This is a genomic window from Streptosporangium sp. NBC_01469 (assembly GCF_036227305.1).
GTDB lineage: Bacteria > Actinomycetota > Actinomycetes > Streptosporangiales > Streptosporangiaceae > Streptosporangium.
This window is the reverse complement of record NZ_CP109465.1, coordinates 5,795,126-5,811,689: the sequence shown is the minus strand read 5'-3', so window position 1 is coordinate 5,811,689 and position 16,564 is coordinate 5,795,126. Positions and strand designations below refer to the sequence as shown.

General features: G+C 70.9%; 21 protein-coding genes. 10 read left to right on the top strand and 11 right to left on the bottom strand.

Annotation, left to right across the window (positions count from 1 at the left end; translation table 11 throughout):
- Nucleotides 1-4 precede the first annotated feature (4 nt).
- On the top strand, nucleotides 5-442 hold the full coding sequence (locus OG587_RS25525) for a nitroreductase/quinone reductase family protein (RefSeq protein WP_329079516.1): 438 nt from the start codon (nucleotides 5-7) through the stop codon (nucleotides 440-442).
- Nucleotides 443-521: 79 nt separating this feature from the next.
- On the opposite strand, the gene OG587_RS25520 is transcribed toward OG587_RS25525, so the two are convergent.
- From OG587_RS25520 to OG587_RS25500, 5 genes are all read right to left on the bottom strand, one after another.
- Complete coding sequence (locus tag OG587_RS25520; RefSeq protein ID WP_329079514.1) at nucleotides 522-869, bottom strand: hypothetical protein; 348 nt, start codon at nucleotides 867-869, stop codon at nucleotides 522-524.
- A 383-nt stretch (nucleotides 870-1,252) separates the two neighbouring features.
- Nucleotides 1,253-2,386: an LLM class flavin-dependent oxidoreductase gene (locus tag OG587_RS25515; RefSeq protein WP_329079512.1), complete on the bottom strand. Its 1,134-nt coding sequence runs from the start codon at nucleotides 2,384-2,386 to the stop codon at nucleotides 1,253-1,255.
- Nucleotides 2,383-3,561 (bottom strand): LLM class flavin-dependent oxidoreductase, encoded by a 1,179-nt coding sequence (locus OG587_RS25510; RefSeq protein WP_329079510.1) that lies wholly within the window; start codon nucleotides 3,559-3,561, stop codon nucleotides 2,383-2,385. Before OG587_RS25510 ends, OG587_RS25515 begins: the two co-directional genes overlap by 4 nt.
- A complete protein-coding gene (locus OG587_RS25505; protein ID WP_329079508.1) occupies nucleotides 3,558-4,883 on the bottom strand; it encodes an NtaA/DmoA family FMN-dependent monooxygenase in 1,326 nt (441 codons plus the stop codon). The genes OG587_RS25510 and OG587_RS25505 overlap by 4 nt, the downstream gene beginning before the upstream one ends.
- Nucleotides 4,880-6,088 carry an LLM class flavin-dependent oxidoreductase gene (locus tag OG587_RS25500; RefSeq protein WP_329079506.1) on the bottom strand — a complete coding sequence of 403 codons (1,209 nt, stop codon included), beginning with the start codon at nucleotides 6,086-6,088 and terminating at the stop codon, nucleotides 4,880-4,882. The genes OG587_RS25505 and OG587_RS25500 overlap by 4 nt, the downstream gene beginning before the upstream one ends.
- Before the next feature lie 100 nt (nucleotides 6,089-6,188).
- Between OG587_RS25500 and OG587_RS25495 the strand changes: the two genes are divergently transcribed.
- On the top strand, nucleotides 6,189-7,190 hold the full coding sequence (locus OG587_RS25495) for a hypothetical protein (protein WP_329079504.1): 1,002 nt from the start codon (nucleotides 6,189-6,191) through the stop codon (nucleotides 7,188-7,190).
- A gap of 64 nt (nucleotides 7,191-7,254) precedes the next feature.
- Here OG587_RS25495 and OG587_RS25490 read toward each other — a convergent pair whose 3' ends face one another.
- The gene (locus OG587_RS25490; protein WP_329079502.1) at nucleotides 7,255-7,686 is read right to left on the bottom strand and encodes a MarR family winged helix-turn-helix transcriptional regulator; all 432 of its coding nucleotides are present in this window, start codon (nucleotides 7,684-7,686) and stop codon (nucleotides 7,255-7,257) included.
- A gap of 79 nt (nucleotides 7,687-7,765) precedes the next feature.
- On the opposite strand from OG587_RS25490, the gene OG587_RS25485 reads away from it, so the two are divergent.
- Complete coding sequence (locus OG587_RS25485) at nucleotides 7,766-8,176, top strand: organic hydroperoxide resistance protein (protein WP_329079500.1); 411 nt, start codon at nucleotides 7,766-7,768, stop codon at nucleotides 8,174-8,176.
- Nucleotides 8,177-8,207: 31 nt separating this feature from the next.
- Here the strand turns inward: OG587_RS25485 and OG587_RS25480 are convergent, their stop codons facing one another.
- Nucleotides 8,208-8,570, bottom strand: a complete 363-nt coding sequence (locus OG587_RS25480) for a DUF2203 domain-containing protein (protein ID WP_329079499.1) — start codon at nucleotides 8,568-8,570, stop codon at nucleotides 8,208-8,210.
- A gap of 99 nt (nucleotides 8,571-8,669) precedes the next feature.
- On the opposite strand from OG587_RS25480, the gene OG587_RS25475 reads away from it, so the two are divergent.
- Both OG587_RS25475 and OG587_RS25470 read left to right on the top strand, forming a co-directional pair.
- Nucleotides 8,670-8,897 (top strand): helix-turn-helix domain-containing protein, encoded by a 228-nt coding sequence (locus tag OG587_RS25475; RefSeq protein WP_329079497.1) that lies wholly within the window; start codon nucleotides 8,670-8,672, stop codon nucleotides 8,895-8,897.
- Between the two features lie 2 nt (nucleotides 8,898-8,899).
- Nucleotides 8,900-9,451, top strand: coding sequence for a Clp protease N-terminal domain-containing protein (locus OG587_RS25470; RefSeq protein WP_329079495.1), 552 nt, complete (start codon nucleotides 8,900-8,902; stop codon nucleotides 9,449-9,451).
- A 99-nt stretch (nucleotides 9,452-9,550) separates the two neighbouring features.
- Here OG587_RS25470 and OG587_RS25465 read toward each other — a convergent pair whose 3' ends face one another.
- Together OG587_RS25465 and OG587_RS25460 are read right to left on the bottom strand one after the other, a co-directional pair.
- Complete coding sequence (locus OG587_RS25465; protein ID WP_329079493.1) at nucleotides 9,551-10,393, bottom strand: amidohydrolase family protein; 843 nt, start codon at nucleotides 10,391-10,393, stop codon at nucleotides 9,551-9,553.
- 425 nt (nucleotides 10,394-10,818) lie between these two features.
- Nucleotides 10,819-12,174 carry a cation:dicarboxylate symporter family transporter gene (locus tag OG587_RS25460; RefSeq protein WP_329079491.1) on the bottom strand — a complete coding sequence of 452 codons (1,356 nt, stop codon included), beginning with the start codon at nucleotides 12,172-12,174 and terminating at the stop codon, nucleotides 10,819-10,821.
- 88 nt (nucleotides 12,175-12,262) lie between these two features.
- On the opposite strand from OG587_RS25460, the gene OG587_RS25455 reads away from it, so the two are divergent.
- The 3 genes from OG587_RS25455 to OG587_RS25445 all read left to right on the top strand — a co-directional run bounded on the left by OG587_RS25455 (nucleotide 12,263) and on the right by OG587_RS25445 (nucleotide 15,177).
- A complete protein-coding gene (locus tag OG587_RS25455) occupies nucleotides 12,263-14,083 on the top strand; it encodes a sensor histidine kinase (protein ID WP_329079489.1) in 1,821 nt (606 codons plus the stop codon).
- Nucleotides 14,080-14,751 carry a response regulator gene (locus tag OG587_RS25450; protein WP_329079487.1) on the top strand — a complete coding sequence of 224 codons (672 nt, stop codon included), beginning with the start codon at nucleotides 14,080-14,082 and terminating at the stop codon, nucleotides 14,749-14,751. Before OG587_RS25455 ends, OG587_RS25450 begins: the two co-directional genes overlap by 4 nt.
- Before the next feature lie 81 nt (nucleotides 14,752-14,832).
- Nucleotides 14,833-15,177, top strand: coding sequence for an anti-sigma factor antagonist (locus OG587_RS25445; protein WP_329079485.1), 345 nt, complete (start codon nucleotides 14,833-14,835; stop codon nucleotides 15,175-15,177).
- On the opposite strand, the gene OG587_RS25440 is transcribed toward OG587_RS25445, so the two are convergent.
- Together OG587_RS25440 and OG587_RS25435 are read right to left on the bottom strand one after the other, a co-directional pair.
- A complete protein-coding gene (locus OG587_RS25440; RefSeq protein WP_329079483.1) occupies nucleotides 15,178-15,405 on the bottom strand; it encodes an HGxxPAAW family protein in 228 nt (75 codons plus the stop codon). It lies immediately after the preceding gene.
- A 37-nt stretch (nucleotides 15,406-15,442) separates the two neighbouring features.
- Entirely contained in the window at nucleotides 15,443-15,889 is a 447-nt protein-coding gene (locus OG587_RS25435; protein WP_386262107.1) for a MarR family winged helix-turn-helix transcriptional regulator, read from the bottom strand.
- An 81-nt stretch (nucleotides 15,890-15,970) separates the two neighbouring features.
- Here OG587_RS25435 and OG587_RS25430 point away from each other — a divergent pair, with 81 nt between their 5' ends.
- Nucleotides 15,971-16,153, top strand: coding sequence for a hypothetical protein (locus OG587_RS25430; RefSeq protein ID WP_329079481.1), 183 nt, complete (start codon nucleotides 15,971-15,973; stop codon nucleotides 16,151-16,153).
- A 161-nt stretch (nucleotides 16,154-16,314) separates the two neighbouring features.
- Complete coding sequence (locus tag OG587_RS25425; RefSeq protein ID WP_329079480.1) at nucleotides 16,315-16,518, top strand: DUF5302 domain-containing protein; 204 nt, start codon at nucleotides 16,315-16,317, stop codon at nucleotides 16,516-16,518.
- Nucleotides 16,519-16,564 lie beyond the last annotated feature (46 nt).

Below are 16,564 nucleotides of genomic sequence, written 5' to 3'. Positions count from 1 at the left end.
CGACGTGACGCCGGAAGAAGTTGTGATCGACAGCCCCGACCCGTCGGTGGCCGAGCACGTCCACCGCTACCTGGCGACCGACGGCGCGGACGGCTACCTGGAGGGAGGCATGACCAACCTGGTGCTCACCGTCAGGGGCCGGAAAACGGGCAGGCTGTACCGCACGGGCCTGTTCTTCGGGGAGGACGAAGGCCGCTACGTTCTGGTGGCCTCCGGCTCGGCCGTCACGCACACGCACCCTTCGTGGTTTCTCAACGCGATGGCGAATCCCGAGGTGTGGGTGCAGGTCCGCGCGGACAGGTTCACCGCCAGGGCACGCGCCGCCGAAGGGGAGGAGAGGGCGCGACTCTGGCGCGAGATGACCCGCCTCGCGCCGGTCTATCACTCCTACGAGGCCAGGTCCCGGCGCGTGATACCGGTCGTCGTCCTCGAACGAATCTGATCGAGGACGGCGGGACGCTCGGAGCGGTCTGACGGCCACCCGCCACGGCGGGTGGCCGTCTCAGCCGTGGGGGTGGGGCTCAGCGGATCACGCGGCAGAGCAGCGCCTCGTACGGGCCGGGCAGGGCGCTCATCACCACGTCGGTGGTCAGGTACTTGCACGCCAGGTACGGGTCTCCCTGCCCGAGGTATCCCGACCCGTGGCAGCTGATGCTGTTGTTCCGGTAGAAGCCGATGTAGGCCGCCGAGTTCACCTTGGCCCTGCAGTAGTCGCCGACGTACAGCGGGCTGAAGACCAGGTCGACCGTGACGAGCGACGCGGCGCTCCGGGCGGGACCGGCCGCGGCCTGTGCCGGGGAGCCGAGTGTGAGCACGGCGGCACCGGCGAGCACGGCGCAGGCGGCCGTCGCGAGGACGCGTCGGAGCATGGGGACCTCCTTGGAGCGGGGAATGGCTGTGGCATGTCTCGATGCGAAAGCCCTCCTCGCGGCGGTCCGGCCGGGACGGGAGGTCACCGGGTGGGCGACCGGTCGGGGACGTCGGCTCACCGGGCGGTGTACCGAGGGCGCGAGGGGTGAGATTGAGGGGGACTGGCCTGCTCATCGCAGTATTCAATAGGAAAGTTTCCTATGCAATCCCTCGCGGCCCGGTTCCGCGCGATGCCCCGTCCGTGCGCACCGGAGGCCCGGTTTCGGACCGGCCGGAAGGACGCGAAAGACATACGAGGCTGCGGCTCGCGCCCCGTTCCGACACCGGTCATGCCCTGTCGGCGCCACCGGATCCGGTGGCGCCGACAGGGCATGACGGGAGCTCAACGTCCGGTGGCGGGTCCCTCCCACTCCTCGGCGAGCAGCTCGTAGGAGCGGACCCGGTCGGCGTGGTCGTGGGTCATGGTGGTGACGAGCAGTTCGTCGGCGCCGGTGACGTCGCGCAGCACGCGCAGTTTCTCCGCGACGGTCCGCGGGGAGCCGACGAACTGGGTGGCCAGCCGGTCGGCGACCAGCGCACGGTCCTCCTCCGTCCACTCGTGGGCCGCGGCCTCGGCCGGTGTCGGGAACGGCATCGCCCCGGCGCCGGTGCGGATGCTGCGGACCCAGAGCCCGTACGGGGACGCGAGCTCCCGGGCCGTCTCGTCGTCCTCCGCCACGACGACGTCGGCCGAGACGACCAGGTAGGGCTCGGCGAGGACCTCCGAGGGCTTGAACGCCTCCCGGTACGCCTCCGCGGCGTCCAGCACCCCGGACGGGCTGACGTGGTAGTTCGCCGCGAACGGCAGTCCCCGCTCCCCCGCCACCTGCGCGCTCTGCCCGCCGCTACTGCCCAGGATCCACAGCTGCAGGTCCGCCCCCTCGCCCGGCACCGCGTGCGCGGCCACCCCCTCCGGGGAACGGTAGGTCCCGGCCAGCAGCGCCGCGATGTCGTCCACCTGGTCGGCGAAGTCGGGGCTCTCCGCGCCCGGCTGCTGCAGCAGCGCGCCGTACAGGGAGAACAGCGGCGACTTCGCGAGCGCGGCGAAGGAGAAGGCCTCCGGGATGAGCAGCCCGTCCACGACCCTGGCGGGTTTCGGCGGGGGCGGCGCCTTCTTCGCCAGTTCGGCGAACTCGGCCTTGCGCTGGCCCGACCGGCCCAGGCCGAGATCGACGCGGCCCGGGTGGAGCGCCTCGACGAGACCGAACTGCTCGACCACGGACAGCGCGGTCTGGTGGCCGACCTGGACGGCTCCCGAGCCGACCCTGATCGTGCTGGTCGCGGCGGCCACCAGGCCGATGAGCACGGCGGGGGCTGCGCTGGCGACGCCGGGCGCGAGGTGGTGCTCGGCCACCCAGTAGCGGTGGTAGCCGAACCCCTCGGCCCGCCGGGCCAGGTCCAGGGTGTTGCGCAGCGCGTCGCCGGCGGTGCCGCCGGAGGGGATGGGGGCCAGGTCGAGGATCGACAGGGAGGTCATGGCCGCCTCTCGTCCCGCGCGTCCTCGTGCCGCGAGCCGTCGCGTCGCGAACTCCCGAGGCTCGGGCTCCCGTGCCGCTCGGAGACCTCGTGCCGCGAACCCCCGAGGTCGCCGTGCTGCTCGGAGTCCTCGTGCCGGGGGAACGGCCTGCTGGGGATCTCCGCGCGCAGCACGGGGGCGATGTCGCTCTGGAAGAGCTCCAGGGCCGCCCGGTGCTGCTTGTCGGTGAGGCCGTCCGCGTCGGCGTGCAGGTGCATGACCTCGTGCCCGAGCCGCTCGTGGTAGCGGTGGACCTTGTCGATGATCTGCTGCGGGCTGCCGACCAGGATCGAGCTGCGCTCGATCGCGTCCTCCAGGGTGTGGAAGACCGGGGTCACCCCGACCTTCCTGAACAGCTCCAGCCTGGCGTTGAAGATCGGCCGGTAGGTCTCGATCGCGTCCTGGGAGTTCTTGGTCGCGTAGTAACCGGCGGTGCCCGCGCCCACCAGCGCGTCGGCGGGGTCGTGACCGTGGAACTCCCAGCGTTCCCGGTAGTGGCGGACCAACTCGGCGTACGGCTCGACCGGGTTGCTGACGTTGGCGGAGAAGAGCGGGTCGCCGTACAGGGCTGCGAGCTCCACCGACTCCTCGCTGGTGGCGCTGCCGTGCCAGACGCGGACGGGCCGCTGCAGCGGGCGCGGCCAGGTCTCCGCGTCGGTCAGGGACGGCCGGAACTTACCGGACCAGGTCACCTTGTCCTCCCGCCACAGGCGGCGGAACAGCTCGTAGCCCTCCCGGTTGCGGTCCCACTGGTCCTCGCCGGTCACGTGGAACAGCTGGGCCTGCGCGGCGCCGTTGCCCTTGCCGATGATGAGTTCCAGGCGCCCGCCGGAGAGGTGGTCGAGGGTGGCGTAGTCCTCGTAGGCCCGTACGGGATCCAGCAGGCTCAGCGTGGTGACCGCGGTGAACAGCCTGATCGTGGACGTCCTGGCCGCGATGTGGCTGAGCACGACCGGCGGGGACGAGGAGATGAACGGGCGCTCGTGCCGCTCCCCGACGCCGAAGCCGTCAAAGCCGAGCTCCTCGGCCAGTACGGCGTTCTCGACCACCTCGCGCAGGCGCGCGTTGGTCGACTTGAGCTCGCCGGTGATGGGGTCGGGACCGTGGACGATCAGGGTGATGGCCAGAAATTTCATCGTTCGCTCTCCAGGCCGAGGTGGCCGCGCAGCGTGGTGGTCTCGTACTCGGCGCGGAAGACCCCGCGCTCCTGCAGCAGCGGCACGACCGTGTCGACGAAGGCGTCCAGACCGCCGGGGGTGAGGTGCGGCACCAGGATGAAGCCGTCGGAGGCGTCGCCCTGCACGAACTCGTTGATCTCCTCGGCGACGCGCGAGGGCGAGCCGATGAAGGACTGCCTGCCGGTCACCTCGATGATCAGGTCGCGGATGCCGAGCTTCTTGGACTCGGCCAGGGCCCGCCACTCCGCCGCCGTCTTGAGCGGGTCGCGGTACATCCGGGTCCGGCCCTTGATGATCGAATCCTCCGAGACGTCGGGGTCGATCTCGGGCAGCGGGCCCTCGGGGTCGTAGGCCAACAGGTCGCGGTTCCACAGCTGCTCCAGCAGCAGGATCGCGGTCTGCGGGCTGACCTGCTGGCGGCGGATGTGGTCGGCGTTCTCCTGGGCCTCGGCGTCGGTGTCGCCGAGCGCGAACGTGACACCGGGCAGGATCTTCAGGGAGTCGGGCGACCGGCCGTGCGCGGCCAGCCTCGACTTGATGTCCCGGTAGAAGGCCTGCCCCTCCTGGAGCCTGCTGTGCCGGGAGAAGATGGCGTCGGCGGTGGCCGCCGCGAAGGCCCTGCCCCCCTCGGAGTCCCCTGCCTGGATGGTCAGCGGGCGGCCCTGCGGGCTGCGCGGCACGGTGAAGTGGCCGCCGATGTCGAAGTGGGTGCCCCGGTGGGCGAACTCCCCCGCGTCCGCCCTGGCGAACGTGCCCGCCGACGGGTCCGCGACGAGGTCCTCGGCGGCCCACGAGTCCCAGAGCTCGTTGACGGTCCGCGCGAACTCCTCGGCCCGCTCGTAGCGCTGCGCGTGCTCCAGGAAACCGCCCCGGCGGAAGTTCTCCCCGGTGAACGCGTCGGAGGAGGTGACGACGTTCCACCCGGCCCGCCCGCCGGACAGGTGGTCGAGGGTGGCGAGCTTGCGGGCGAGCTCGTACGGCTCGTTGAAGGTGGCGTTGATCGTCCCGGCCAGGCCCAGGTGGTCGGTGACCGCGGCCAGGCCGGACAGCACGGTGAGCGAGTCGGGGCGGCCGACCACGTCGAGGTCGTGGATCTTGCCGCGCTGCTCGCGCAGCCGCTGCCCGTCCGCGAGGAAGAAGAAGTCGAACCTCCCCCGCTCGGCGGTCCGCGCCAGGTGGGTGAACGAGGCGAAGTCGATCTGGCTGCCCGAGGCGGGATCGCTCCAGACCGTGTGGTTGTTCACGCCCGGGAAGTGGGCGGCGAGGATGACCTGCTTCATCGTCGGCTCCCTGCGTAGCGGCTGGCGGGTCGGGGCAGGTGGAGGTGGCCGCGAAGGGTGTCGGCCTCGTACGCGCGGCGGAAGGCGCCCCGTCCCTGGAGCTCGGGCACCAGGCCGCGCGTGATCGCGTTCAGGTCGGTCGGCAGCACGGCGGGCCGGAGCCTGAAGCCCTCCAGGCCGGCCGCGCGCCACTCCAGGAGCAGGTCGGCGAGCTCGCCGGGCGTGCCCGTGAAGATCGCGGCGTCGGAGGTGTACGCGGCACCGTCGAGCTCGTCGAGCCGGGCCCTGCGCCCGCGGGCCTCGTCCCCGTCCTCTCCCAGGAACACGACGAGGTCGGCGAAGACCTTCAGCTCCCCGGCGTCCGGGTCGCGCACCTCTCCCGCGATCTCGCGCACCTCGCCCACGATGGCCCGTACCTGCTCGGTGTCGTGCGGCGTGACGTAGACGACGTCGGCGCCGCGCGCCGCGAACTCGTACGGCAGCCGGGCGTGGGCCAGTGCGGTGACCAGCGGCTGCCCCTGGGGCGGTCGCGGCACGATGGAGGGTCCCTTGACGGTGAAGTGCTCGCCCTCGAAGTCGACGTAGTGGAGTCTGTCGCGGTCGACGAACCTGCCGGTGGCCACGTCGCGGATGACCGCGTCGTCCTCCCAGCTGTCCCAGAGGCGCCGCACCGCCTCCACCGCGTCGGCGGCGTCGCCGAACAGCTCCCGCACCAGGGGTGCCTTGTCGATGTCGGCGAGATTCTCCGGCCTCAGCTCGGGAACCTCCCGGCGGCCGAAGTGGGCGGCCTCGGTGTGGCGCCCGGAGATCTGGGCGCGCCATCCGGCCCGTCCGGAACTGACGTAGTCGAGGGTGGCGATGGAGCTGGCGACGTGGAAGGGCTCGGTGTGCGTGGTGGTGACCGTGGGCACCAGACCGATCCTGCTCGTCAGCGGGGCGATCCTGGAGGCCACGAGGACGGCGTCGAGACGCCCGCGCACCTGGTCGGTACGGCCGTCGTGGCCGTCCAGGCGCGTGGTCTGCAGGGCGAGGGAGTCCTCGATGGTGACGAAGTCGAGGAGGCCGTGCTCGGCCTCGGCCACCAGGGCGGCCCAGTAGGCGGCGGTGAACAGGGCTTTCGGGGAGGCGGCGGGGTCACGCCAGGCCGCGGGATGCCATCCGGCGCCGTCGAGTGCGACGGTGAGATGCAAGGGAACTGCCGACATATGACGACAATAACACCAAAACCCTTAATCTCTACATGTTTAGTTGGTTATGTCGCGGAAGTTGGCTCGCCGGCACCGGGATCTGATAGGCATTCATCCCGTGACGCGTTTTCTGGTAGCCCTCGCGACAGTTCTCCCGCTTATCGCGGTCCCGGCTCCGGCTTCGGCCGCCGCCCCCGGCAAGCCGCACGTCCCGGCGGGGGTGACGGCCGGGTACGTGGTCTTCGACCGCCAGGCGGGGAAGGTGACCGAGTACCGCAACGCGCACCGGAGGTTCCGGTCGGCGTCGGTGGTGAAGATCCTCATCGCGATCGACTATCTGGAGTCGCGCAAGAGCGTTCCCAAGGGGGACCTGGCGCTGCTCAAGGTCATGCTGCGGGTCAGCGACGACGGCGCCGCGACGTCCTTCTGGACCCGGGGCGGCCAAGGCCGGATCGTCCAGCGGATGGCGCGCAAGCTGCGGCTCACCGACACCGCTCCCCCGCCGGCCGACAAGCCGGGCTTCTGGGGCTACACCTCGCTCAGCGCGATGGACGTCGTCAAGACCTACCGCTACCTGCTCGACCAGGCCGACCCCAAGGTCAGCGGCCTGATCCTGGGCCACCTGCGCAGGTCGGGGCAGTGCGGCTCCGACGGCTTCGACCAGTACTTCGGCATCCCCCGCGCGGTGCGCGGGCCGTGGGCGGTCAAGCAGGGCTGGTCGGGGTACGGCTCCACGCCCCCGGTCCGCTGCCGCCCCGCGACCTCCCCCGCGTCCGCCACCGGGCCCGCGAGCTCCGTGACCCCGACGACCTCGGACTCCACCGCATCCACATCCGCATCCACGCCCGCCGCCCGGCCCGCGTCCGGCGGCGACGTCCCGCTCACCGCGCGTCCCGCGTCCGCCACCGGCTCCACGCCCGCCGCACAGGTCGTACCCGCCCACGCCGGACCGGTGCCCGACCTGGGGCGCCCGGTCCTGCACACCACCGGGCTCGTCGGCCCCAAGGAGCGCTGGATCATGGTCCTGCTCACCGCCCACCCCGCGGGGAGCACCTGGCAGCGCTCCACCGCCCAGACGACGAAGCTGGCCCGGGAGGTCCATCTCAGCGGAACCTCCTGATCACCGGCTCTCCGAGATGGGCGGCCGCGAGCCTCTTGGGCGCGGCCATCCGCCATAGCCGTGGTCATCGCGCCGACTCGTCGAGGGAGGCGATGACGCGGCGCAGGGTGTGCTGCAGGTCGAGGACCTCGGCGGGGGTGAGACCGGCCGCCTCGAAGATCTGGGCGGGGACGTCGCACGCCCGCTCCCCCAGCTGGACGCCCTTGGACGTGAGCCGCACCAGCACGGATCGCTCGTCGTCGGCGCTGCGCTCGCGGCGCACCAGGCTCGCCGCCTCCAGCCGCTTCAGCAGCGGGGACAGGGTGCCCGAGTCGAGCCGCAGCCTGACGCCGAGCTCCTTGACCGTCACCGGCTCGCGCTCCCAGAGCACCATCATGACCAGGTACTGCGGGTAGGTCAGGCCGAGCTCGCTCAGCACCCTGCGGTAGACGGCGTCCAGCGCGCGGGACGCCGCGTGCACGTCGAAGCAGACCAGATTCTCGACGGAGATCTTCACGTCACCAATTGTACTGAGCTTGACTGCTATCAACTGAATTGTGCACAATTGAGTTGTCCAAAACCGAGAGAGGATCCCGATGAGCACGCTCTACACCGCCATCGCCACCGCCAACGGCCGGGAAGGACGGGCGGTCTCGTCCGACAAGCGCCTCGACGTGGCCCTCACGCCACCGAAGGAGATGGGCGGCTCCGGCGAGGGCACCAATCCCGAGCAGCTGTTCGCGGCCGGATACGCCGCCTGCTTCGCCAGCGCGCTCCAGCTGGTCGGCCGGAAGCGGAAGGCCGACGTCTCCGAGGCCTCGGTGACCGCCGAGGTGAGCCTCGTTCCCGAGGGCAAGGGCTTCGCGCTCACCGTGACGCTGCGCGTCGAGCTGCCCGACGAGCTGCACGGGGAGGCCGGCACCGCCCTCGTGGAAGCCGCCCACCAGGTCTGCCCCTACTCCAACGCCACCCGGGGCAACATCCCGGTCAACCTGGTGATCGAGTAGTCGGGCGCCCGGGAGTCCCCTGGGAACGTGGTCAGGGAAGGGGTCTGCGACCGGCGAAGCCGAGCTCGTCTCGGTGGTACCACACCAGCTCGCGGTCCCCTTCGAGCCAGCACAGCCGCACCCGCACCCCGTCGAGCACCGCGGGGAAGTCGACCAGCAGGGGCGCGACGCCCTTGACCTCGATACCCCGCTCCTCGAACCAGCCGAGGATCTCCTCCAGCCTGGCCTCGTAGGCCTTCGCCTCCGCCAGCCCGCCGGCCTCGGAGGTCCCGGTGCTGCGGAGCTCGTACGCGAGCTCGGCCAGCTCACCCCGCATCGCCACGAACGCGGCGGCCCGCTCCAGCAGCACGGGCATGAGCGCCCGCGCCTCCTCGACGGTGAAGATCCTGTCCACCCCTGCACGCTAGCGTGTCCCCGCCCGGAGCGCGGCGAGGCATCGGAATGTTGTCAGCAAGTGCTGACAAAAGTGAATCTGTCAGCTTATGCTGACGTCATGGGATCGCTGAACGAGTTCGCCGAGGCCGTCGACGGCGAGGATCCGGTGGTGGCGCTGGCGGCCGTGGCGGCGCTGCGCAGGCTCCTGGAGGAGCTCGAGGCCGCGCACGTCATCGAGGCCAGGAACCGGGGCTCGTCCTGGGAGGTCATCGCCGCGGCGCTCGGCGTCAGGCGGCAGACGGCGCACCGTAAGCACGCACACCGGATCACCGAGGGCGGGAGCTGACGATGTTCACGAGATTCACCCCCGAAGCACGGCGGGCCACGGTCCGCGCCGGACTGCTCGCGCTCGACCACGGCCGCACCTCGCTCGACGAGGACATGTTCCTGCTCGCCCTGGCCGAGTCGTGGCCGGTGGCGGGTTTCGCGATCACCCCGGAGGCGGTCGGCGCGGAGATCGGGAACCGCGAGGCCGCGAGGGGCCGGGCGGGCGACCGCGAGCTGCTGGCCTCCATCGGCGTCGACCTGGACGAGATCAGGCGGCGCCTGCCGACCCGGCGGGAAGACCCCCTGGCGTGGCGGCTGACGCGCTCCCGGCTCCGCCCGCTGAACGTGACGCTCAGCGGCCCGGCCGGTGACCTGCTCCTCACCGCCAGGGCGAGGAAGGTCGTCGAGGTCGCCCTGCACACCTCCGGCACCGGCTCCGAGGTGACCGGCGAGGAGTTGCTGAAGGGCCTGCTGGCCGACGGCTCGAACGCCTCGGTCTCCATTCTGCGCGGCCTCGGCGTCGACATTCGCGGCCTCGCGGCGGGCATCGGCTTCCTGCGTGAATCGGCCTGAGGACGCGGGTCGGCCTGAGGACGCGAGTCGGCCTGAAGGCGCGGGGCAGCTTGAAGGCGCGGGGCAGCCCAAAAGCGAGAACGAGCGGGAGCGGGCGGGTCAGTCCTCGATGCCGTAGAAGCGCGCGGCGGTGCCGCCGAGGACGGCGTCCCTGCCGGCCCCGTCGAGACCAGACAGCAGCACCCCGGTCTCCTCCCAGACCTTGGCGTAGTCGCCCGCGAGAACGGCCACGGGCCAGTCACTGCCGAACATCAGCCGCTCGGGGCCGAACACCTCAAGCGCGTGGTCGACGTAGGGGCGCAGGTCCTCGGCGGTCCAGGTCTCGGGGTCGGCGGCGGTGTTGAGGCCGGACACCTTGCCGTACACGTTGGGGTGCTCGGCGGCGCGGGCGATCAGCGACGCCCACGGCTCCCAGCCCTTCTCCCTGATCGGCGGCTTGGCCAGATGGTCGATGACCAGCCGTAGCCCGGGGACACGCTCGGCGAGGAACGGCACGTGCTCCAGGTGCCTGGGCAGCACCGCGACCACGTCGAACGGCAGCCCCGCCGCGGCGAGCAGGCCCAGGCTCTCGACCACCGTGTCCTGGACGACCCAGTCGGGGTCGGGATCGTCGTGGATGAGGTGCCTGATCCCGGCGAACCTCGGATGCCTGCCGTAGCGCTCCAGCGCCTCGGCCGCCTCGTCAGGCCGGTTCAGCGGCACCCATCCCACCACGGCGGCGATGAAGTCGTGGGTGTCCGCCTGCGCCAGCATCGCGTCGGTGTCGGCGTAGGTGTCGGCGGCCTGGACCAGCACGGTCCGCTCCACACCGGCGGCGGCGAGCTGCGGGACGAGCTCCTCGGGGGTGAAGGTGCGGTAGAGCGGCCCCGCCTCCGGCGTCAGCCAGGAGTAGGAGCCCGTCTCCAGGTTCCAGAAGTGCTGGTGGGCATCGATGACGGCCATCCACCGCTCCCCTTCGATTTCTCGATCAATCGTCTGAGCCTGCACAAACTAGGGCGCCGCGACAAAGGTGTCAACGCCGTCGGCCTGCGGGAAGCCGGTGACCGTACGGTCCGCGGACCCGCCCTCGCGCGCGCGGACCCGGAGGGCGCTCCCTCACGCGTACGAGATCGGTGGCGCGCTCTCACACAGACCCGGCGGAGACTCCCTCACGCCTACCGGCCGGTGACGGGCGCTCTCATAAGCCCGCCCTCGCGTGTACGGGCGGGGGCGAGCGCTCTCACGAGCCTGCCCTCGCCTGTACGGGCCGACGGCGAGCGCTCTCATAAGCCCGCCATCGCCTGTACGGGCCGGCGGTGGACGCCACCCGAGAAGAGCGTCCGCCACCGGCCCGTACGCCCGTCGAAGGGCCGCCGTCGCTACCCCGGCTACACCGGGGACAGGGCCGGGTCGTCCGACCGCGTGGTGGGCGGCGGGGTGTCGTCGCCGTCCTCGTCGTCGTCGAGGAGGGTCGTCTCGTCGAACGGCGCCTTACCCGTCAGCACCTCGGTCGCGCGCTCCCGGTCGAACTCGCCCGTCCAGGTACCGATCAGGACGGTGGCGACCGCGTTGCCCGCGAAGTTGGTCAGCGCGCGCGCCTCGGACATGAAGCGGTCGATGCCGACGATGAGGCCGACGCCGTCGACCAGGTCGGGGCGGTGGGACTGCAGGCCGCCCGCGAGGGTGGCCAGGCCCGCTCCGGTGACCCCGGCGGCGCCCTTCGACGCGATCATCATGAAGACCAGCAGGGAGACCTGCTCGCCGAAGGCGAGCGGGGCGCCGGTGGCGCTCGCGACGAACAGCGTGGCCATGGTGAGGTAGATGGCCGTGCCGTCCAGGTTGAAGGAGTACCCGGTCGGCACGGTGATGCCGACGACGGGCTTGCTCACGCCGAGGTGCTCCATCTTGGCGATCAGGCGGGGCAGGGCCGACTCCGACGACGAGGTCGACAGGATCAGCAGGAACTCCCTGCCCAGGTAGCGGAACAGCGAGAACAGACCGACCCGCGCCACCAGCCAGAGCATCGGGCCGAGGATGACGAACACGAAGAGCACGCAGGTCAGGTAGAAGGCGAGCATGATGACGCCGAGGCTCCTGAGCGCGTCCATGCCGGTGGCGCCGACGACCGCGGCTATCGCGCCGAAGGCGCCGACCGGGGCGGCCCACATGATCATGGCGAGGATCCGGAAGACGAGCCGCTGGATGTGCGTGATGCCGTTCAGGATGGGCTTGGCGCGCTCGCCCATCGCCTGCAGGGCGAACCCGGTGAGCAGCGCGACCAGGAGGGTCTGCAGCACCTGGCCCTCGGTGAACGCCGACACCAGCGTGGTGGGGATGATCCCGAGCAGGAACGTCACCGTGTCGGTCTCACCTCCCTTGGCCGCCTCGGCCTCGGCGGCCTTGCGGAGCTCGTCGGTGAGCTGCAGGCCCTGTCCGGGGTCGACCAGGTTGCCCACGAGCAGGCCGATGCCCAGCGCGACGGTCGACATGGCGATGAAGTAGCCGAGCGCGAGGCCGCCGACCCGGCCGACCTTCGCGGCCTTGGTGACCGATCCGACACCGAGCACGATGGTGCAGAAGATGATGGGGCTGATCATCATCTTGATCAGGGCGACGAAGGCGGTGCCGAGCGGCTTCAGCGCTATGCCGACGTCGGGGGCCACGAACCCGATCGCGATACCGATGACCACGGCAACGATGACGGCTATGTACAGGTAATGTGTTTTATCTCGGGCCGCGCTCATGCGTGCTCCACCGCGCTAGAAGAAGAATCCGGTCGAGCGACTATGGCCCGGCCCTGTGATCTAAGTCACCATTGCGTACATTTCGTTCGTGAACTTGCGGAAACTCCCCAGACGCATACGCGACTGGAGTCTCGCCAGGCAGATGCTGGCGCTCCAGATCGTCGTCGTAGGCGTCACCGTGACCGGTGGCGCCCTGCTGGCGTTCCTGCAGATGCGTGACCTGCTCGTCGAGGAGGCCGTCGGCACCGCCAGGGCGGTGACCGTCAGCGTGGCCGACTCCCCCTCCGTCCTCGCCTCGCTGGGCGACTCCGCGGCCCTGCAGCCGTACGCGGAACGGGTGCGGCGGGAGACCGGGGTCGACTTCGTCACGATCATGAGCCTCGACGGCGTGCGCTACACGCACCCCAACCCCGCCCAGATCGGCCACCGGTTCCTCGGCAACATCGCGCCCGCCCTGGCGGGGCAGATCTTCACCGAGACCTACACCGGCACGCTCGGCCCCTCGGTCCGCGCCGTCGCCCCGGTCCGCGACGCCCGCGGCGAGGTGAAGGCCCTGGTCAGCGCGGGCATCACCATCAGCAAGATCAGCGTCAGGCTCCGCGGGCAGATCACCGGCGCCGTGCTGATCGGCCTGCTCGGCCTGTCCGTCGGCGGGGTGGGCACCTACCTGGTCGGTGCCCGGCTGCGCCGCCAGACGCACGGGATGGGCCCCGCCGAGCTGAGCCGGATGTACGAGTACCACGACGCGATCCTGCACGCCGTACACGAGGGGCTGCTGCTCGTCGACGACGCGGGTACGGTGACACTCTGCAACGACGGCGCCAGGGAGCTCCTGGGCCTGTCGGGCGAGGTGAACGGCAGGCACGTCGGCCGGTTGGGCCTCCCCTCCTCGCTGAGCGAACGGCTCTCGGCGGGCGAGAACCGTACCGACGAGATCCACATGACCGGGGAGCGGACGCTGGTGGTGAACGTGGCGGTGGTCCGCTCCGGCAGCCGCTCGCTCGGCATCGTGGTCACCCTTCGCGACCACACGGAGCTGCAGTCCCTGACCGGGCAGCTCAACGCCGAGCGCGGCTTCGCCGACTCCCTGCGGGCCGCCGCGCACGAGTCGGCCAACCGGCTGCACACGGTCATCACCCTCGTCGAGCTGGGCCGCGCCGAGCAGGCGGTGGCGTTCGCGACCGAGGAGATCAAGGCCGCGCAGCAGCTCACCGACCGGGTGGTGGGCGCCGTACGCGAACCCGTGCTCGCCGCGCTGCTGCTGGGCAAGAGCGCCGAGGCCGGGGAGCGGGGGGTGGAGCTGGCGATCACCCCGGACAGCGAGCTCGACGACCTCGGCCTGGACACCCGCGACCTGGTGACGATCGTCGGCAACCTGATAGACAACGCGGCGGACGCGGCCATGTCGGGCACCCGGCCCGCGCGGGTGGAGGTGCGGCTGCGCGCCGACGAGACGACCTTCGTGATCAGCGTGGCGGACAGCGGCCAGGGCCTCGACCCGGCGACGGCGGGCGAGGCCTTCCGGCGGGGATGGACCACCAAGGGCGACGGCCGTGGCCTCGGCCTGGCCATGGTCGGCCAGGCGGTCCGCCGCATGGGCGGGACGATCGAGGTCGGCGGGGCGATCGAGCAGGGCCAGGTGACCGAGAGGGACCGGATCACGGAAACGGACCCGGCCGAGGCGGATCAGCCGGTCGGAGTGGGTCGGCCGGTCGAGCTGGACCGGGCCGGGGTGGCGGGGCGGGCCGGGGTGGCGCGGACGCTCGAGCCGGGGCTGCCCGTACCGGGCCCGGCCGCGGAGGCCACTCTCGCGGTCGCGGGCGAGGGAGACGCCGAACGGCCGGCGGAGAGCGGGACAGGCGCGGTGTTCACCGTACGGCTGCCACTGCGCGAAAGGGGCACCCCATGATCTCGGTACTGGTCGTCGAGGACGAGGAGATCACCGCCGAGGCGAACCGGGTCTTCGTGGAGCGGGTGCCCGGCTTCAGGGTGGAGGGGGTGGTCAGGTCCGGCGGCGACGCGCTGCGCTTCCTGCGGCGCCACCCCGTCGACCTGATCCTGCTCGACCTCTACCTGCCGGACATGCACGGGCTGGAGGTGTGCCGGGCGCTGCGGGCGGCGGGCGTGATGTCGGACGTCATCGCGGTCACCTCGGCGCGGGACCTGTCGGTGGTCAGGTCGGCGGTCTCCGTCGGCGTGGCACAGTATCTGCTCAAGCCGTTCACCTTCGCCTCGCTGAACGAGAAGCTCACCCGCTACGCCGAGTTCCGGTCGTCAGTGGAGGGCGTGGGAGAGGCGAGCGGCCAGGGCGAGGTGGACCGCGCGCTGGCGGCCCTGCGGGGCCCGGCGCAGAACCTCCTGCCGAAAGGGATGACGCAGGCCACCCTCGACGCCGTGCTGGCGGAGCTGCGCAGGGCACCCGGCGGCCTGTCGGCCCAGACCGCCGGGGCGGCGATCGGCGTCTCCCGGGTGACCGCCCGCCGCTACCTGGAGCATCTGACGGAGAGCGGGATCACACACCGGGTGCCCCAGTACGGTGGACTCGGACGGCCCGAGCTGCTCTACCGGATCATTTGAGGCCCCGTCGGGGCACGGTGGCCTCGGAACTGGTAGGAAAAAGGCAGCCCGCCCTGCCACCCGCGGGCAAAGGAGCGCAGCATGGCCTTTTTCACGGTCTCATCGAGCCTGCTCGGGACGGTGTTCGTCGTCCGGGCGCTCGGAGAGCTCGACTATCAGCACTCCCCCGCCCTGCGTGCGGAGATGGACAAGGCGTGGGCCGCCGACACGCCCTCCGTGGTCGTGGCCGACGTCACGGGCCTCACCTTCTGCGACTCCACCGGGGTCGCGGAGCTGATCCTGGCGCTCCGGCGGAGCCGCACCCTGGGCATCCGGCTCGCCCTCGTCGGCGTGCACGGCACCCTGGAGCGGATCCTCACCATCACCGGCCTGCGCCCCTCCTTCGAGGTCTTCGGCTCCGTCGAGGAGGCGCTGCAGGAGGCCTGATCAGCTGTTGCCCTGGTCCATCGGCACGCGGGGCGCGTCGATGATGACGTCCGAGAAGATGTCGACCGCCAGGGCGATCACGCCGCCGATCGCGACGATCCCGGCCCCCACCCAGAAGAACGTCCAGTTGGGGCCGAGGCACAGGGCGACGCCCCCCACGGTGAACCCCAGCAGGATGACGATCACCGCGAGCCAAGACTTGGGGCTTCCCCCGTGACTTCCAGCCATGAGCCTTTCCTCTCCCTGTCCTCTGATTCTCCGCGAATCAGTGATGCGTGCCGTCCGCCGCGGCGATCACCCGCGTCAGCGACCGGTGGAGCTCCTGGAGCTCCTCCAGGTTCATGCCCAGACGCTTGACGATCGCCGGCGGAACCTTCTCCGCCTCGCCCCGCAGCCCGCGGCCCTCCGGTGTGAGCGAGACGGCCAGGACACGCTGGTCCTGGCTGTCACGCCGCCTCCGGATGTAGCCGACGGCCTCAAGACGCTTCAGCAGCGGGGACAGCGTACCGGGGTCGAGTCTCAGTAGCTTGCTCAGCTCCTTGACCGACAGCGGTGCCCGCTCCCAGAGGGCGAGCATGACCAGATACTGGGGGTGGGTGAGCCCCATCGGCTCCAGCAGGGGCCGGTAGAGGCCGATGACGTTGCGCGAGGCGATCGCCAGGGCGAAGCACACCTGGCGGTCCAGGCTCAAGGGGTCGACCATGTCACTCACGTGCGCGCCTCCAACCGACATAGTACGATAATTAGTGTACAAACCATTATCGCCCCAATCATCGGCGAGCAAAGGATCCCCATGTTTCACAGCAAGCCGATCGAGGAGCGGATCGCCGAGCGCCAGGCCAAGCGTTCCACCCTCAAGGAGGGCCGGCACTTCGAGCACGGCCCGGCGAAGTTCGTCTTCGTCTTCGTGATCGTCTTCGTGGTCGTCGGCCACCTGGCCGGCCTGCTGCTGATGATGGCCCTGGGCATGCACTGACACATGCGTCGGCGAGGCTCGCGGCACGCGCCCTTTTCGCCCCTTTCATCCCCTTTCTCGCAAAGCCGAAGCGGGGGGCCTGCACGCCGGAAGGTTCCAGATGAGAGGATGATGATCCTGTTGGTCGGGGTTGGACCGCCCGATAGATCAGGAGGTCTGTAATGTCTGACGTCACGCCGGAGCCCGAAGGTTCCGAAAGTTCCGACGACGAGCTGAAGCGCAAGTTCCGCGAGGCACTGGAGCGTAAGAAGCTCGCCCAGGCGGACGCGGGCGCCGGGGGCAAGGGGAAGAACTCCTCGAAGATCCACGGTGCTCACGGCCCGGCTGCGGCCAAGCGCTCCTTCCGCCGCAAGAGCGGCGGCTGAGCCGTCTCCGAACCAGGTTCCGGATAGGGTGCCCGCCCACCCGGAC

Coding starts and splice junctions, on each gene's coding strand:
- OG587_RS25520 (WP_329079514.1), bottom strand. CDS start 869: ATGCTCCGACGCGTCCTCGCGACGGCCGCCTGCGCCGTGCTCGCCGGT.
- OG587_RS25515 (WP_329079512.1), bottom strand. CDS start 2,386: ATGACCTCCCTGTCGATCCTCGACCTGGCCCCCATCCCCTCCGGCGGC.
- OG587_RS25510 (WP_329079510.1), bottom strand. CDS start 3,561: ATGAAATTTCTGGCCATCACCCTGATCGTCCACGGTCCCGACCCCATC.
- OG587_RS25505 (WP_329079508.1), bottom strand. CDS start 4,883: ATGAAGCAGGTCATCCTCGCCGCCCACTTCCCGGGCGTGAACAACCAC.
- OG587_RS25500 (WP_329079506.1), bottom strand. CDS start 6,088: ATGTCGGCAGTTCCCTTGCATCTCACCGTCGCACTCGACGGCGCCGGA.
- OG587_RS25485 (WP_329079500.1), top strand. CDS start 7,766: ATGAGCACGCTCTACACCGCCATCGCCACCGCCAACGGCCGGGAAGGA.
- OG587_RS25475 (WP_329079497.1), top strand. CDS start 8,670: ATGGGATCGCTGAACGAGTTCGCCGAGGCCGTCGACGGCGAGGATCCG.
- OG587_RS25470 (WP_329079495.1), top strand. CDS start 8,900: ATGTTCACGAGATTCACCCCCGAAGCACGGCGGGCCACGGTCCGCGCC.
- OG587_RS25465 (WP_329079493.1), bottom strand. CDS start 10,393: ATGGCCGTCATCGATGCCCACCAGCACTTCTGGAACCTGGAGACGGGC.
- OG587_RS25460 (WP_329079491.1), bottom strand. CDS start 12,174: ATGAGCGCGGCCCGAGATAAAACACATTACCTGTACATAGCCGTCATC.
- OG587_RS25450 (WP_329079487.1), top strand. CDS start 14,080: ATGATCTCGGTACTGGTCGTCGAGGACGAGGAGATCACCGCCGAGGCG.
- OG587_RS25445 (WP_329079485.1), top strand. CDS start 14,833: ATGGCCTTTTTCACGGTCTCATCGAGCCTGCTCGGGACGGTGTTCGTC.
- OG587_RS25440 (WP_329079483.1), bottom strand. CDS start 15,405: ATGGCTGGAAGTCACGGGGGAAGCCCCAAGTCTTGGCTCGCGGTGATC.
- OG587_RS25430 (WP_329079481.1), top strand. CDS start 15,971: ATGTTTCACAGCAAGCCGATCGAGGAGCGGATCGCCGAGCGCCAGGCC.
- OG587_RS25425 (WP_329079480.1), top strand. CDS start 16,315: ATGTCTGACGTCACGCCGGAGCCCGAAGGTTCCGAAAGTTCCGACGAC.